This window comes from Streptomyces hygroscopicus subsp. hygroscopicus (genome assembly GCF_001553455.1).
Classification (GTDB): domain Bacteria; phylum Actinomycetota; class Actinomycetes; order Streptomycetales; family Streptomycetaceae; genus Streptomyces; species Streptomyces hygroscopicus.
In genome coordinates, this window is the sequence record NZ_BBOX01000072.1 from 1 (window position 1) to 14,563 (window position 14,563).

The window sequence follows — 14,563 nt, forward strand, 5'->3', positions numbered from 1 at the left end:
CGCTGCCGGAGCTGGTGGAGGGCTGCGTCAAGGCGGGCGTCACGGGCGTGGGCCTGTGGCGCGAGCCGGTCCAGCGGTACGGCGTCCAGGCGGCGGCCGAACTGGTGCGGGACGCGGGCCTGACCGTCACCAGCCTGTGCCGGGGCGGCTTCTTCACCGCCATCGACCCCGAGCGGCGCGCCGCCGCCCTGGCCGACAACCGCGCGGCCGTCGACGAGGCCGCCGCCCTGGGCACCGACACCCTGGTCCTGGTCTCCGGCGGCCTCCCGGCGGGCAGCCGCGACCTCGTCGCCGCCCGCGAGCGCGTCGCCGACGCGCTGGCACGGCTCGCCCCGTACGCCGCCGACCACGGCGTCCGCCTGGCCATCGAGCCCCTGCACCCCATGTACGCCGCCGACCGCTGCGTGGTCTCCACCCTCGCCCAGGCCCTCGACCTTGCGACGCGCTTCCCCGCGGACCAGGTGGGCGTGGTCGTGGACACCTACCACCTGTGGTGGGACGACACGGTGGCGGCCCAGATCGCCCGCGCGGGCGCCGGGGGCCGCATCGCCGCCTTCCAGCTCGCCGACTGGATCACCCCCCTCCCGGAGGGGGTCCTCCTGGGCCGGGGCCAACTCGGCGACGGGTCGGTCGACTTCCGCTGGTTCCGCGAACGGGTCGACGCGACGGGCTACACCGGCCCGATCGAGGTGGAGATCTTCAACCCGGACCTATGGGCCCGGGACGGCGCGGAGGTCCTGGCGGAGGTCGTCGGCCGCTACCGCGAGCTGGTGCTGTAGCGCACGTCCCGGATGCCCGGCGCCCCCCGGCGCGGCACAACGCGCGCCGGGGGCCTGGCGACGTTGAGGAGCGGAGCGCAGGGCGATGACTGTGTTGTGTTATGGGCGGTTCAGCCGTCAGTCGCCGTCGGCGGGGGCACTGCCGACCAGACCGGGTGCGGGGGTGCGGTGGATTTCGTAAACCGGGTAGGCCACCGGAGCGCCGGCCGCCCGTCCCTGGAAGACAGTGGTGCGGGTGAACCCGGCCTTGGACAGCACGCGACCGGAGGCGGGATTGCCAGGGTGATGCTTGGCGCTCAGCCGGTGCAGATGTGTGGTGGTGAACGCGTACGCGATGACCTGTCGGACGGCATCGGTGCCGTACCCGCGTCCCCAACTGTCTTCCCGCAGGATGTAGCTCAAGGTGGCGTGGCCGGCGGCACGGTCCCGGAGCTTGATCAACCCGACCAGGTCATCGCCGGCGGTGACGCCGAAACACCACCGCTGGCGGGGAGTTGCCCAGGACTGGGTGATGGCGGTGGTGACGCAGGTGGTGGCCTCCTCGTTGGTCATGGGGTGGCCGCGAGTGAAGGTGACGGAAGCGCCGCTGTAGATCCTCTGCACGGCCAAGACGTCGCCGGGGACGAGGTTCCGCAGCCGGATCACTGGGCCGCCTCGATGATGGCGACCAGGTCGTCGGCGGTGGGCCGCTCGTCGGGGGCCGGTGCCATGCACGCGGCGATGATCTCCTCTAAGACGGGGAAGGACCACGGCCGGGCATCCTCGAGCTGGAGGCGCTTTCCACCGGCGATGGCGCGGAGTTTGTCTGCCCGCGGGATGTCGTCGGCGTAGGGGACGGGGCGGTATCCAGTCCAGCACCAGAACAGGGATGCGCCCAGTCCCCAGATGTCGGCCGGTGGCCGGGCCTGGATATGAGTGTCGGCGGGGGTGGTCAGCAGGGCGTCGGCGATCTCGGGAGCGGTGGTGTGGGTCAGGGCGCCCCGGTACGGAAGCCGACTTGTCATCTCGGGCCCGCATGACAGGGCGAAGTCGAGGAGGGCGGCGCGGCCGTCGCGGGTGATGAGGGTGTTGGTGGGCTGTACGTCGGCGTGGGCCCAACCGGCGGCGTGCAGTCGTTCAAGCCGCCCCGCCCAGGTTCGGGCGATGCCCAGGAGCCACGGCCGTACCGAGGGCCGGTCGCCCTCGGGGCCGCGTGCCAGGGCCGTGGCGTTCCACAGGGGGGCTCCGTCGATCCAGCGGACCGCCAGCCACCGGCCTCTCTCCCATGCGCCGGCATCGACCCGGTACCCGGGACTGACGGCGCCCGCGTCGGCGAGGGCGAGCAGGTGCCGGTCCTCCTGGGCCATCTCCGCAGCCTTGTCGCGTCCAGACGCGGCCTCGGGGCTGTTGGCCTTCAACGCGGCAGTGCCCCGGGAGCCGATGACTTTCCATGCGCGGGAGCCTCGCCGGTCACTGAACAGAGCGCAGGTGACGGGACCCAACAGATGGTCCAGAGCTGCTACAGCCTCGGCGGGAGGCGCTGGGCCCATAGCCTGATGTCCTTCCAGTCGTGCCCAATGTGGCTGAACACATCGCGGCCGTCGTCCCTCGCGGACGCCACGGCAGCCGCCAGGTTCGGGGTGCGTTGCAGGAACCGCCCGTCGCGGGGCCGGACGGCGGCCCGTACCGGCAGGAACGAGACCGGTGGTGACGGTATACGGCGGCCGCTGTCGTCGGTGCGCTCCTCCCCCGCAGCGAACTTGCCGATCATCAACCCGACCGGCCCGTACAGGTGCTTAAGGGCCCAGTGCGGCCACTGCAACACTTCCCGTCCGGCCCCCAGGATGGCGACGTTTTCGCAGACGAACGTGGCATGGGCGCGGGTCGCCAATGGCCGGACCCATTCGGCGGCCTGCACGGCGGCGTGAAACACCTCTGCCTCGACGTCCAGGGGAGCGCCGACGGCTTCGTAAAGCGTCCAGCCGGTCAGGCCGTGATCGAGAGACGGGGCGAGATAGGGACAGTGGGCAGTCATAGCCCGGACGTAGGCGGCGATGTCCGCTCTGGGGGTGGTGGTGCGGGATGCGATGAGCCGGAGCGCCCCAGCACTGGGCCGGAGCGCTCCTCCAACGGACATGGCGGTCACAGGGATGCGGCCGCCGACTGCCGCGCGGGGGCGGCCTCATCGCCGCCGTCGCCGGGGACCGGCGAGCAGTCCCATTCGGCGACCACGGTCCCGGTCTCGCGGTACTGGGCTAACCCCTCGTGGTCCAGTCGCCCGTGCCGGTCGGTGAACCAGATTTCGGGCAGCGGCCCGAACAACTCTTCATAGGCACGGACCCAGGAGACTTCACCGGCTCCCACGTTCGTGGCGTGCCCGATCTGACGCCCGGCGTGCTCAGCGCAGAACGCTTGATAGTCCGTCACGTTGAGAAGGCGGTTCGACCGGCAGGTGGTCCTCGTTGGCGAACAACTCATCGAGGTGGATCTTAGGTTTGACGGTGAGCAGGGCGGCGTCGGTCAACCGAGAAGGGCCTGTGCCGTCACGGATCGCGGTCAGGTCGATGATGACGGTCACGTACTTGCCCCCCTTGCGGGTGTGCCGCCAGACGTGCTGATCGATCCCCATGACCTTCACGCCGTCGGACCGGGCCGGGTCGTTGATCAGCACCCGCTTGCCCTCGGCCAACACGGCGTCGTTCGCGGTGCTCCACGCGACCGCCGGCGCCTCGGCGATCCGGGCCACGGTCAGGTGCCGGACCACGATCGCCTCCAGTGCCCACCCCAACCCGCGACGGGACAGCTCCGCCTTCGGCTCGGCCGCGTGACTGGTGTCCTGCCGCCACACGTGCCCGCAGCCGGTGCGGCGGTAGCGGCGGATCGTGAGCAGCGGCGTCGTCGGTCGCCAACCGAACGGCTCGTGCGCAAGCCGTCGGGTCACCGAGTCGCGCGGTGGGCCTTGGCAGCCGCAGCGGCGGCACCAGTCGGTCGGCTTGTCGACCTCGCAAGCCAGTGCCGCACGGTCAGGTCCAAGGCGCCGGCCGGTCACGACCAGCCCGAGTTCGTCCAGGCGGCAGAACGGGGTCAGGACAGGGCGGGCGAAAGCGGGGCCGGACACGTCGAGGTCTTCTGGACGAGGCGGGCAGGACCGTCATCATCGGCAGGCCCTGGCCTTTCCCCGGCCACCGACGCGCCCCTCCCTGCCGGGCCCCGCAAAACTCATGCTGGACGTCCAACGCGTCAAGCGGGCAGGGCGATGGCCCGGCAGCACCTCGGGTGCGTCAGCGATCCATCGAAGATCGCTGACACGAGGACGATGCACCAGTGAGCACGCTGCCCGCCTGGAGTCAGACGGGCTGGCCGATCGGACGGATCGTCACCGTGTTGAGGTCGACGCCCGCCGGCTGGTCGAGCGCGAAGCCGATCGCCTCGGCCACCGAATCCGGGCGCATCGCGATGGGGGGAACCTGGCCGTGCCAGAACGCGGTGTCGATCATGCCTGGGTTCACCACCGTGACTCCGATGCCGCGGGTCGTGGCGTGCAGGCGGAGGTTCTCGGCGAAGCCGACCACTGCCCACTTCGTGGCGGAGTAGAGGTTGCCCGGGCTGTTCTTGATTCCGGCCACGCTGCCGATGAGCACCAGCCGGCCGCGGGACTGCTCGAGGTGGGGCAGGGCCGCCTTGGCCAGCAGAGCCGGGCCGAGCACGTTGGTGAGTACCATCGGGGCCCACAGCTCCGGATCGCCGCCGTCGATGACGCCGTCACTGCCGGTCCGGAAGTGATCCGCGGACGCGATGCCCGCGTTCGCGATTGCCGCGTCGAGCGACCCGAAGCGCTCCACCGTGCTGGTGACCGCGGTGTTCGTGGAGTCCCAGTCGGAGGCATCCGCTACCAGGCCCAGGACGCGGTCCGGGTGGCCGACTTCGTCGAGGAAGGTCTTGAGCCGGCCAGGGTCGCGCCCGGTGACGGCGACCCGGTGGCCACGCATGAGCAGGAGCCGGGCGGTCGCGGCGCCGATCCCGCTCGTGCCACCGGTGATCAGGACCGTCTTTCCGGCGACCGGCGATGCGCCGGAGTCAGAAGTGTTCATGGCGTCCACTCTGTGGCGCGGCGCGGGCCCGCGACAGTTGCTTGCGAAGGTGGGGACGCCGTCCCCTGGCAGTCGCTTGCGAAGGTGGGGACGCCATCCCCTGGCGCCAACGGCGCCGCCCAGGGAGGCTGTGCCCATGTCGAACACGAGGTACTCCGAACTCGGTGGCTTCCTGCGTTCGCGACGCGAGCGGATCCGCCCCGAGGAGGTCGGGATCGCGCCCGGCCCGCGGCGCCGCGTCCCCGGTCTGCGTCGCGACGAGGTCGCCGTTCTGGCCGGCGCCTCGGTGGAGTACTACACCGAGCTGGAGCGCGGTGCCGGCTCGCAGCCCTCCGACCAGATGCTCGCCGCGCTCGCCCGCGCCCTGCGCCTCAGCCGCGACGAACGCGACCATCTGTACCGGTTGGCGAACCGCCCGATCCCGCACCAGAGCGGGACGGCGTCACACGTCCACCCCGCGATGCTCGACCTGCTGACACGCATCGACGGGACCCCGGCGATGGTGTGCACCGACCTGCACACCGTTCTGGTCCAGAACTCGCTCGCCATCGCGATGCTCGGCGACCTGTCCGCGCACCACGGCCGCGCGGCGAGCTTCATCTACCGGTGGTTCACCGACCCGGCCGCGCGGCAGACCTACCCGCAGGAGGACCTCGCCCCGCAGTCACGCTCGTTCGTTGCCGATCTGCGTGCGGCGGTCGGGCGACGCAGCCCGGGCGACGCCGAGGCGACCGAGCTGGTGGACGAGCTGCTGCGGCGGTCGCCGGAGTTCCAGGCGCTCTGGGCCGACCAGGACGTGGAGGTGCGCAGAGACGAGCGCAAGCGGATCGTCCACCCCACCGTTGGCCTGCTCGACCTCAACTGCCTCAGCCTCTTCAGCGAGGACGGCCGCCAGCGGTTGCTCTGGTTCACCCCACGCGCCGGGACCGACACCGCCGAGAAGCTCGCGCTGCTGACCGTCGTGGGCACACAGGCGATGCAAACCGGACCAGTCCGGTGAACCGATCGAGGAGGTACCGCTCGAGCGACAGACGCGACCGGCCGATCGTCACCGTCCAGCGCCGCTGACCTTGGTGCGTGATGCCACTGTCGGACCGGACGCAGGTGACTGTCGTCTGTAGTCGTCTGTACGGAACTCATCGGCCGGCCCAGATCTACACCCTCACCTGCGAAGACTCCCCATGGGCTGCTTGGCGCGGACGGTGCCGGCCGTCGTGCCGTCGTGCCGGAGCCGGGGCACCCACCACGTCACCCCGGCAGACCCCGGGGAAACGCGTACGACGTGCGCGCGAGCGGCGGCCGGGTGGCGGTGGGCCGCCGGTTAGCGCGCCACCGACGACGGGTCGGCGGTCCAGGACGGGGGCGAGGGCGAAGAGGTGGGGGAGGGCCGGGTCGGAGGCCCGGTGGTGGAGACCGGGACCGAGGTGGCCGGAGCGGGGGTGCGGGGATCGCGTGCCGGTGGCGCCGGGCGGTCGCTCTCCGGCGGGCGGGACAGCAGCAGGAAGGCGACGGCCGCCGCTGCCGCCGCCGTCACGGCGACGGCGGACACCACCCGCCGGATCCGCCGCGTCCCCCAGGCCCGGCCGGTGGGAGGCCGGGCCGGTGACAGGTCGCGGGCGCTGATGAGCCGCGCACGGGCGTCGAGCGCGGTGCGCAGCCGTTCCTCGAGCGACGGGGGAGTGCTCATCGGTCCACCTCCAGCAGCTTTTCCAGGGTGGCGAGCGCACGGCTCGCGGTCGACTTCACGGTGCCGCGGGAGATGCCCAGCGTCTCGGCGATCTGTGCTTCGGTCAGCTCCGACCAGTAGCGCAGCACCAGTACCTCACGCTGGCGCGAGGTGAGCCGCGCCATCGCGGCGAGGACCTGCCGGTGCTCCTCGGCGAGCAGCAACCTCTCGTCGACCGGGGCCCCGGGCCCCTGGTACGGCGGGGTGTACGCACGTGCCGTACGGCGTCGGCGCAGCACGGAGCGGGCGGCGTTGACCACCGCGGTGTGCAGATAGGCGTGCGCGTTCTCGAGGCTGTCCAGCCGTGAGCCGTGCCGGCGGCAGACGGCGGCGAAGGCGTCCTGGACGACGTCCTCGGCGGTGTGCAGATCGTCCACCAGGAAGACCGCCAGCCGGACCATGTCCAGCCGCCGGGCCTGGTACAGATCGGCCAGCGTGGGGCCGGGCTCCTCGTCGTCCCGGCCGCCCACCGGTCCGAGCACCCGGAACCGCCGCCCGGCGCGCGGCGTTTCCACCGCCGGTGTCGAGGCGGTCGTCCGGGCGCGGCGGAGCAGCCGGGCCCACCAGGGCAGGACAAGAGTGAGCTGCATCGTCCTCGTTCACCTCATCGGTGCGGCGGGCCGGTTCCGGACCCGGCCCGCCGCATCCGTGACTCGCGGCTAGCGGCTGGCCTTGGTGGGGGCGGGCACGCTGGTGGGCGGCTGCGTGGACTCCGGCACGCTGGTCGGCGGCTGCGTCGGCGCGGGCTTGGTGGCCGGCAGGGTCGGCACGGGCTTGGGCGTGCTGGTCCGCGTGGGCACGGGCTTGGGCGTGCTGGTCCGCGTGGGCACGGGCTTGGGCGTGCTGGTCCGCCCAGGCGCGGGCTTGGCGGGCGCGGGCTTCGCGGTGGTGGCCGGGACCGGCTTGGCGGGCGCGGGCTTCGCGGTGGTGGCCGGGGCCGGCTTGGCCGGGCGCGAGTGGTCGGAGGTGGCCGCCTGGGCGGCCACGCCCCCGCCCACGAGCAGGACGACACCGGCGGCCGACCCCAGGATCCAGGGGCGCAGACGGCGGTTCGGCTTCTTGGCGCGGACGTGCTGCATACGGAACGACTCCCGAAAGGATTGGGCGAACGCTGATGGGCGAGGCGCGCACCGAGGGCCCGAGGACCCGTTCCGGAACCCGCCTTCACCCCACCAGACGTGCGGCCGCACCGGAGGTTGCCGCGGCCTGGAAAAAAATCCGCGACCATCCGCGACCCCTTACGGAGCCGACGCCCCATAACGAACTGATAACCGCCGGAACCCGTGCAACCCTTCCGGCCCCTGGCAGGTCGTACCTGGCATCGGGCTTCCTGGGGGGGGATCTCGGGGGGGATCCGGAGGAAGCTCGTGGGAGGGGGACACGAGGGGCCCGGCCATGGACCGGGCCCCTCGAAACGTCGTACGTCCACCGCCCCCGCACCCCGGCGCACCCCCGCCTCGGCGCGTGGGACGCCTATGGCGACCCGCCCCCGGCTCAGGACTGCGCCTGCTCGGACCGGCCGCCCCGCTCCCACCGGCCCCGGCTCAGAACGGCACCCCGCACCGCAGCAGCACGTTCGCGTACGGCCGCGCCTCCCCCGTACGCACCACCAGCCTCGCCCCGGCGGTTCGCGCCTTCAGCTCCTCGTGCGGGACCAGGTCCAGTGCGGGAGCCGGGAAGATGCGGTCGAGCAGGGCGGACGCCCCGGGGTTGGCCCCGCGGATCTCCCGTGCCGCCGTGGCCCGTTCGACCACCAGCTCGTCCATCAGCCCGGTGAGCACCCGCTCGAACGACGGCACCCCGGCCGTGAAGGCGAGGTCCACCACGAACGGGCCGTCCGGTATCGGCAGGCCCACGTCGCAGACCAGCACCGTGTCGGTGTGGCCCAACAGGGCGATGCCCGCGCTCAGATGGCGGTTGAGGATCCCGGCCCGCTTCACAGGGCCGCCACCTCCCCGGCATCCGGGAAGGACGCCTGCGCCCCGGCCCGGGTCACCGCCGCCGCGCCCACGCGCACCGCGAACCGCACCGCGTCCTCCAGTTCGTCACCGAGCCCGAGGCGCCAGGCGAGCGCGCCGGTGAAGGCGTCCCCGGCGCCCGTGGTGTCCACCACCGGCACCGCGAGACTGGGCACCAGCACCGTACGGTCGCGGTCGGCGACCAGCGCGCCCTCGCCGCCCAGGGTCACCACGACCGAGCGCGGACCGCGCGACAGCAGGGCCTCGGCCCACACCTCGGGGTCCTCGGAGGACCCTGCCGGGCCGTCGCTCAGCAGGAACCGCGCCTCGTGCTCGTTGACCACCAGGGGGTCACAGGCGGCCAGCACATCGGTGGGCAGCGGCGCGGGCGGCGAGGGGTTGAGCACCACCCGCGGCCCGGGGCGGTCACCGAAGCCCGCGGTCGCCGTGCGGACCACCTCGGCGACCGTCTCCAGCGGGATCTCCAGCTGGAGGGAGACCACCCGCGCCGCGGCCAGCAGGCGTGCCGAGGCCCGGATGTCGCCGGGGCTCAGCCGGGCGTTGGCCCCCAGGGAGACCACGATGCTGTTGTCACCCGAGGGGTCCACCGTGATCAGCGCGACCCCGGTGGGCGCGCCGCCGACGAGGACGCCCGCGGTGTCGACCCCGGCCGTCCGCTGCGAGTCCAGCAGCAGCCGGCCGTAGTCGTCCTCCCCGACCCGGGCCAGCAGGGCCGTCCGGGCCCCCAGCCGGGCCGCGGCGACGGCCTGGTTGGCGCCCTTGCCGCCCGGGTGGACCGCCAGGTCGGAACCGAGGACGGTCTCACCGGCCCCGGGGCGGCGGTCGACTCCGATCACCAGATCGGCGTTGGCCGACCCCACGACCAGCAGGTCGTAGTCGTGCATGCGCGCGTCCTTTCGCTTCGCTCGTTCACCTCACGGACACCGATGACGGTCCGGTCCGCGGTGGTGGGACGTTTGACGATCGGCGGTGGCGGGACGTCCGACGTGCCCGCAGGCGGGGGCGTTCGACGTGCCCGTGGGTGGGGACGTCGGACGTCCGTGGCGGCGGGACGTTCGACGTGCCCGTAGGCGGGACGTTCGACGTGTCCCCGGGTGGGACGTTCGACGTCCGTGTCGGTGGAACGTTTGACGTCCGTGGCGGCGGGACGTCCGACGTCCCCGGTGGTGGGACGCTCACTTCGCCGCGACGACCTTCACCGGCACCTTCACCGTCCCGCTGATCTTCTTCCCCTCGGCGGCCTTGACGGCGTTCCGCACCACCATCCGGCCCAGCTCCTTCGGCTGCTGGGCGACGGTCGCGGCGAGGGTGCCGTTCTCGACCGCCTTGAGCCCGTCCGGGGTGCCGTCGAAGCCGACGACCTTGACCGACCTGCCCGCCTTGGACCCGAGCGCCTTGACCGCCCCGAGCGCCATCTCGTCGTTCTCGGCGAAGATCCCGTCGACGCCCGGGTGGCTCTGGAGCAGATTGGCGGTCACATCGAGCCCCTTGGCCCGGTCGAAGTCGGCCGACTGCCTGCCGACGACCTTGATACCGGGGTACGCCTTCAGGCCCTCCGCGAAGCCCTTGCCGCGCTCACGCGAGGCCGAGGTGCCGGGCGTGCCCTGGAGCACCAGGATCGTGCCCTTCTCCCCGAGCCGCTCGGCGAGCGCCTTCGCGGCCAGCTTGCCGCCCGCGATGTTGTCGGAGGCCACCAGGGTCGCGATCGTCGCCTTGTTGACGCCGCGGTCGGCGGCGAGCACCGGGATGCCCGCCTTGTCCGCGGCCCGGACCGAGGGGCCCGCCGCATCGGAGTCGACCGGGTTGATGATGATCGACTTCATGTTCTGGCTGGTGAAGTTCTGGATCTGATTGGCCTGCTGGGAGGCGTCGTTCTGGGCGTCGGTGACCGTAAGGCTGATCCCGGCGCGCTTGGCCTCCTCCTGGGCGCCCGCCTTCAGCTGGACGAAGAAGGGGTTGTTGAGCGTCGAGACCGACAGTCCGACCTTGGTGGACGCGCCGTCGGAGGAGCCGGAGCGCCAGAAGGAGGCGCCGAAGGCGATGGCGACGACGACCACGGCGGCCAGCGCCAACTTGCCCGCGCCCACGGCCGCCTTACGGCCGCCACCGGACGGCCCGCCCGCCGCGGCCCCGGGCGCGCCCGGACCGGCCCCGGCGCGCCGGCGCACCGTGTCCAGCAGCACCGCGAGCGCGATGACGACACCGATGACGACCTGCTGCCAGAAGGGCGACACCTCCAGCAGGTTGAGCCCGTTGCGCAGCACCGCGAGGATCAGCGCGCCGATCAGCGTGCCGGACGCCTTGCCGACACCGCCGGACAGGCTCGCACCGCCGATGACGACCGCCGCGATCGCGTCGAGTTCGTAGCCGACGGCCGCCTGCGGCTGCGCGGAGGACAGCCGGGAGGCGAGCACGATGCCCGCGACGGCCGCGAAACCGCCGGAGAGCGCGTAGATGACGAGCTTCTGGCGCGCCACCCGGATCCCGGAGAGCCGGGCGGCCTCCTCGTTGCCGCCGATCGCGTACATCGCGCGGCCCGCGTACGTACGGCCCAGCACCCCCGCGGTGATCAGCCCCATCACCACCATCACGATCACCGGGACGGGCAGCCAGCCGCCGAGCGTGTCGCCGAGACCGGACATCGCGTCGGGGACGGGTATCGGGCTGCCCTGGGAGATGACCAGGGCCAGACCGCGGCCGACCGACAGCATCGCGAGCGTGGCGATGAACGGCGGCAGCTTCCCGAAGGAGACCAGCGCCCCGCTGACCAGACCGCAGGCGACACCGGTGGCGACGGCCAGGAGCGCGGAGAACCACACCGGCAGCCCCTGTGAGCTGGCGGACCAGGCGAGCACGGTGGCGGACAGCGCGGCCACCGAGCCGACCGACAGGTCGATGCCCGCGGAGACGATGACGAAGGTGACGCCGAAGGCGAGGACCGCGGTGACCGCCGCCTGCACACCGACGTTGAGCAGGTTGTCGGTGGTGAGGAAGTCGCCGGACAGCAGCGACATGGCCACCACCAGCAGCACCAGGGCGCTCAGCGCGCCATTGTCGAGCAGCACGCGGCGCAGCGCCGCCGAGCCCCCGGGGTCCTTCGTGGACAGACGCGTGTCAGTGGCCACGGGAGCCCTCCTTTCCGTTGCCGCCGACTCCTTCGTCGACGCCTTCTACGCTTCCTTCGACGTCCGTGACGTCCGTGATGTCCTCGTCGCCCTCAATACCCTTGACGTCCTTGACGTCCGTGACCGCCAGGGCCATCACGGCGTCCTGGGTCGCCTCCCGCGCGGTCAGCTCGCCCGCGATCCGGCCCTGGGCCATGACCAGCACCCGGTCGCTCATCCCCAGGACCTCGGGCAGATCGCTGGAGATCATCAGGACGGCGTGGCCGGACGCGGTGAGTTCGTTGATGAGCTGGTAGATCTCGACCTTGGCGCCCACGTCGATACCGCGGGTCGGCTCGTCGAGGATCAGCACCCTGCTGTCGGCGAGCAGCCACTTGCCGATGACGACCTTCTGCTGGTTGCCGCCGGAGAGGGTGCGCACCCGCTGGTGCAGCCCGGACATCCGGACGGCCAGCCGCTCGGCGACACCGGCCGCCGCGCGCCGCTGACCGGCCCGGTCGACCAGCCCGGCGCGGGTGGCGGAGCGCAGGGTGACCAGGCCCAGGTTCTCCTGCACGGAGCCGTCCAGGACCAGGCCCTGCCCCTTGCGGTCCTCCGGGACGAGGCCGATCCCGGCCCGCATGGCGGCCACCACGTCATGGCGGGGCAGCGGGCGGCCGAGCACCTCGACGGTGCCGGAGTCGTAGGGGTCGGCGCCGAACAGCGCCCGGACGACCTCCGTACGGCCCGCGCCGACCAGCCCGGCCAGGCCCACCACCTCCCCGGCCCGGACCTCGAAGCCGATGTCCTGGAAGGCGCCGTTCCGGGTGAGCCCCCGGACCTTCAGCAGCGGCTCACCGGCGTCCCCGCGCTCCCGTGGGTACTGCTGCTCGATGGAGCGGCCCACCATCAGCCGCACCAGCTCGTCCCGGTCGGTGCCGGCCGGTACCTGGGTCACGCTGCGGCCGTCGCGCAGCACGGTGACGCGGTCGCCCAGGGCCGCGATCTCCTCCAGGTGATGGGTGATGAAGACGATCCCCACACCGTCCGCGCGCAGCGTGCGCACGATCCGGAAGAGCTTGTCGACCTCCTCCGTGGTGAGCACGGCGGTCGGCTCGTCCATGATCAGGACGCGGGCGTCCAGGCTCAGCGCCTTGGCGATCTCCACCATTTGCAGCCGGGCGATGCCGAGGTCCCGGACCCGGGCCCGCGGTGAGACGTCCAGTCCGACCCGGGCCAGCAGCTCGGCGGCCCGCTCGTCCATCGCCTTGCGGTCGATCATGCCGAAGCGGCGCGGCTGGCGGCCCAGGAAGATGTTCTCGGCCACGGTGAGGTCCGGGACGAGGTTGAACTCCTGGTAGATGGTGGCGATTCCGAGCCGCTCGGCGTCCTGCGCGCCGTTGACGCGCACCGGGCTTCCGTCGACCAGGATCCGGCCGCCGTCGGGGCGGTGGGCGCCGGAGAGCATCTTGATCAGCGTGGACTTGCCCGCGCCGTTCTCGCCCAGCAGGACGTGGACTTCGCCGCGGCGCAGGTCGAAGTCCACCCCGTCCAGCGCGACCACCCCGGGGAAGGTCTTGCGGACCCCCTCCATGCGCAGCAGCTCCGCGCCGGGACCGGCCGCGGACGTGCCCTCGGCGTTCGGGGTCCGGCTCATGGCGTGCTCCCTTCGGGCTCGCCGCACGAGCGGCGGGTGACCAGACGGGCGGACAGGGTCACCGACTCGGCGGGCCGCCCCTCGACGAGATCGACCAGCGCCGTCACGGCGGCGTGGCCGAGCGCTCCGGTGGGCTGGGCGATGGCGGTGATCGGCGGATCGGTGTGGAGGAACCAGGGGATGTCGTCGAACGCGGCGAGCGCCACATCGTCCGGCACCCGCAGCCCCCGGGCGCGGATCTCGTCCATCGCGCCGAGCGCCATCAGGTTGTCCGCGGCGAAGACCGCGTCCGGAGGGTGCGGCAGACCGAGGAAGCGGGCGGTCACCCGGCGACCGCTGTCCGCCTGGAAGTCCCCCTGGCCGATGTGGTCGTTGGACAAGACCAGGCCGAACTCGCGCAGCGCGGAGCGGAAGGCGTCCACCCGCTCGCGGCCGGTCGTGGTGGCCGCCGGGCCCGAGATGATCGCGAGCCGGCGGTGGCCCAGGGCGTACAGATGGGCCACCAGATCGCGGATGGCGGCCCGTCCGTCGGTGCGGACCACCGGCACCTCGTCCAGGCCCGCGCCCTCGATCCAGCGGTCGACGAAGACCATGGGGGTGCCGGCGCGGGCGGCGGCCTGCATCATCGGGGAGCCGCCGTCGGTGGGGCTGATCAGCAGGCCGTCTATGCGGCGGTCCATCAGGGTGCGCACATGGTGGTCCTGGAGCTCTGGCCGCTCGTCGGCGTTGCCGATGACCACGCTGTAGCCCAGCTCGCGGGCGGCGTCCTCGACCGAACGGGCCAGCTCGGTGAAGAAGGGATTCAGCACGTCGCTGATGACCAGCCCCAGGGCACGGGTCTGGTCGGTGCGCAGCGAGCGGGCCACCGCGTTGGGGCGATAGCCGAGGTCGGCGACCGCGGCGAGCACCCGTTCGCGGGTGTCCGGGCGGACGGAGGGGTGGTCGTTGAGCACCCGTGAGACCGTCGCCACGGAGACCCCGGCACGCCGCGCCACATCCTTGATGGCCGGCATCGTCCACCTCCTTGTGGAATCGATTACACGGAATTGGAATCGATTACATGAGGGTGGGGCAAGAGGCCGGCCCCCGCTGAAACCGGATCGTGATGTTCCGCCTCACGTCCTCCGCCCAGTGCCCGCCCGGTGGCCGGCCCAGTGCCCGGCCCAGTGCCCGCCCGGTGGCCGCCCGGCGACCGTCCGGCGGCCGTGCTCGCGCGCCGCCGCGGGCGTTGTCCACAGGCCCGAACCG

15 protein-coding genes and 1 pseudogene are annotated in these 14,563 nt (G+C 72.6%); 2 read left to right on the forward strand and 14 right to left on the reverse strand.

Annotated elements, in window-relative coordinates; genetic code table 11:
- The first annotated feature begins 2 nt into the window (after positions 1 to 2).
- Positions 3 to 779 carry a sugar phosphate isomerase/epimerase family protein gene (locus AXW62_RS08535; RefSeq protein ID WP_079115531.1) on the forward strand — a complete coding sequence of 259 codons (777 nt, stop codon included), beginning with the start codon at positions 3 to 5 and terminating at the stop codon, positions 777 to 779.
- 117 nt (positions 780 to 896) lie between these two features.
- On the opposite strand, the gene AXW62_RS08540 is transcribed toward AXW62_RS08535, so the two are convergent.
- From AXW62_RS08540 to AXW62_RS08565, 6 genes and pseudogenes are all read right to left on the reverse strand, one after another.
- Positions 897 to 1,424 carry a GNAT family N-acetyltransferase gene (locus AXW62_RS08540; protein WP_060943971.1) on the reverse strand — a complete coding sequence of 176 codons (528 nt, stop codon included), beginning with the start codon at positions 1,422 to 1,424 and terminating at the stop codon, positions 897 to 899.
- Positions 1,421 to 2,176: a protein kinase domain-containing protein gene (locus AXW62_RS08545; protein WP_306305047.1), complete on the reverse strand. Its 756-nt coding sequence runs from the start codon at positions 2,174 to 2,176 to the stop codon at positions 1,421 to 1,423. Before AXW62_RS08545 ends, AXW62_RS08540 begins: the two co-directional genes overlap by 4 nt.
- Before the next feature lie 101 nt (positions 2,177 to 2,277).
- Positions 2,278 to 2,793, reverse strand: coding sequence for a hypothetical protein (locus AXW62_RS08550; RefSeq protein ID WP_306305048.1), 516 nt, complete (start codon positions 2,791 to 2,793; stop codon positions 2,278 to 2,280).
- A 107-nt stretch (positions 2,794 to 2,900) separates the two neighbouring features.
- Positions 2,901 to 3,185, reverse strand: a complete 285-nt coding sequence (locus tag AXW62_RS08555) for a hypothetical protein (RefSeq protein ID WP_060943974.1) — start codon at positions 3,183 to 3,185, stop codon at positions 2,901 to 2,903.
- Between the two features lie 88 nt (positions 3,186 to 3,273).
- Positions 3,274 to 3,876: pseudogene (locus AXW62_RS08560) on the reverse strand (transposase); the annotation flags it as partial.
- 229 nt (positions 3,877 to 4,105) lie between these two features.
- The gene (locus AXW62_RS08565) at positions 4,106 to 4,849 is read right to left on the reverse strand and encodes an SDR family oxidoreductase (protein WP_060943975.1); all 744 of its coding nucleotides are present in this window, start codon (positions 4,847 to 4,849) and stop codon (positions 4,106 to 4,108) included.
- A 136-nt stretch (positions 4,850 to 4,985) separates the two neighbouring features.
- Here AXW62_RS08565 and AXW62_RS08570 point away from each other — a divergent pair, with 136 nt between their 5' ends.
- Complete coding sequence (locus AXW62_RS08570) at positions 4,986 to 5,849, forward strand: helix-turn-helix transcriptional regulator (protein WP_060943976.1); 864 nt, start codon at positions 4,986 to 4,988, stop codon at positions 5,847 to 5,849.
- Between the two features lie 321 nt (positions 5,850 to 6,170).
- On the opposite strand, the gene AXW62_RS42585 is transcribed toward AXW62_RS08570, so the two are convergent.
- The 8 genes from AXW62_RS42585 to AXW62_RS08610 all read right to left on the reverse strand — a co-directional run bounded on the left by AXW62_RS42585 (position 6,171) and on the right by AXW62_RS08610 (position 14,328).
- Positions 6,171 to 6,536 carry a hypothetical protein gene (locus AXW62_RS42585; RefSeq protein WP_060943977.1) on the reverse strand — a complete coding sequence of 122 codons (366 nt, stop codon included), beginning with the start codon at positions 6,534 to 6,536 and terminating at the stop codon, positions 6,171 to 6,173.
- On the reverse strand, positions 6,533 to 7,165 hold the full coding sequence (locus AXW62_RS08580) for a SigE family RNA polymerase sigma factor (protein WP_030836814.1): 633 nt from the start codon (positions 7,163 to 7,165) through the stop codon (positions 6,533 to 6,535). The genes AXW62_RS42585 and AXW62_RS08580 overlap by 4 nt, the downstream gene beginning before the upstream one ends.
- A 69-nt stretch (positions 7,166 to 7,234) precedes the next feature.
- Positions 7,235 to 7,654, reverse strand: coding sequence for a hypothetical protein (locus tag AXW62_RS42590; protein WP_060943978.1), 420 nt, complete (start codon positions 7,652 to 7,654; stop codon positions 7,235 to 7,237).
- Positions 7,655 to 8,119: 465 nt separating this feature from the next.
- The gene (gene rbsD, locus AXW62_RS08590) at positions 8,120 to 8,515 is read right to left on the reverse strand and encodes a D-ribose pyranase (RefSeq protein ID WP_060943979.1); all 396 of its coding nucleotides are present in this window, start codon (positions 8,513 to 8,515) and stop codon (positions 8,120 to 8,122) included.
- A complete protein-coding gene (locus AXW62_RS08595; protein WP_030836806.1) occupies positions 8,512 to 9,438 on the reverse strand; it encodes a ribokinase in 927 nt (308 codons plus the stop codon). Before AXW62_RS08595 ends, rbsD begins: the two co-directional genes overlap by 4 nt.
- A gap of 291 nt (positions 9,439 to 9,729) precedes the next feature.
- The gene (locus tag AXW62_RS08600) at positions 9,730 to 11,679 is read right to left on the reverse strand and encodes an ABC transporter permease/substrate-binding protein (protein WP_060943980.1); all 1,950 of its coding nucleotides are present in this window, start codon (positions 11,677 to 11,679) and stop codon (positions 9,730 to 9,732) included.
- Positions 11,669 to 13,315, reverse strand: coding sequence for a sugar ABC transporter ATP-binding protein (locus tag AXW62_RS08605; RefSeq protein ID WP_060943981.1), 1,647 nt, complete (start codon positions 13,313 to 13,315; stop codon positions 11,669 to 11,671). The genes AXW62_RS08600 and AXW62_RS08605 overlap by 11 nt, the downstream gene beginning before the upstream one ends.
- Positions 13,312 to 14,328, reverse strand: a complete 1,017-nt coding sequence (locus AXW62_RS08610) for a LacI family DNA-binding transcriptional regulator (RefSeq protein ID WP_060943982.1) — start codon at positions 14,326 to 14,328, stop codon at positions 13,312 to 13,314. The genes AXW62_RS08605 and AXW62_RS08610 overlap by 4 nt, the downstream gene beginning before the upstream one ends.
- Positions 14,329 to 14,563: the final 235 nt, after the last annotated feature.

Bases quoted from the DNA above. Each gene is read 5' to 3' on its own strand.
- AXW62_RS08550 (WP_306305048.1), bottom strand. From the start codon at position 2,793: ATGACTGCCCACTGTCCCTATCTCGCCCCGTCTCTCGATCACGGCCTG.
- AXW62_RS08565 (WP_060943975.1), bottom strand. From the start codon at position 4,849: ATGAACACTTCTGACTCCGGCGCATCGCCGGTCGCCGGAAAGACGGTC.
- AXW62_RS08570 (WP_060943976.1), top strand. From the start codon at position 4,986: ATGTCGAACACGAGGTACTCCGAACTCGGTGGCTTCCTGCGTTCGCGA.
- AXW62_RS42585 (WP_060943977.1), bottom strand. From the start codon at position 6,536: ATGAGCACTCCCCCGTCGCTCGAGGAACGGCTGCGCACCGCGCTCGAC.
- AXW62_RS08580 (WP_030836814.1), bottom strand. From the start codon at position 7,165: ATGCAGCTCACTCTTGTCCTGCCCTGGTGGGCCCGGCTGCTCCGCCGC.
- AXW62_RS42590 (WP_060943978.1), bottom strand. From the start codon at position 7,654: ATGCAGCACGTCCGCGCCAAGAAGCCGAACCGCCGTCTGCGCCCCTGG.
- AXW62_RS08595 (WP_030836806.1), bottom strand. From the start codon at position 9,438: ATGCACGACTACGACCTGCTGGTCGTGGGGTCGGCCAACGCCGATCTG.
- AXW62_RS08605 (WP_060943981.1), bottom strand. From the start codon at position 13,315: ATGAGCCGGACCCCGAACGCCGAGGGCACGTCCGCGGCCGGTCCCGGC.
- AXW62_RS08610 (WP_060943982.1), bottom strand. From the start codon at position 14,328: ATGCCGGCCATCAAGGATGTGGCGCGGCGTGCCGGGGTCTCCGTGGCG.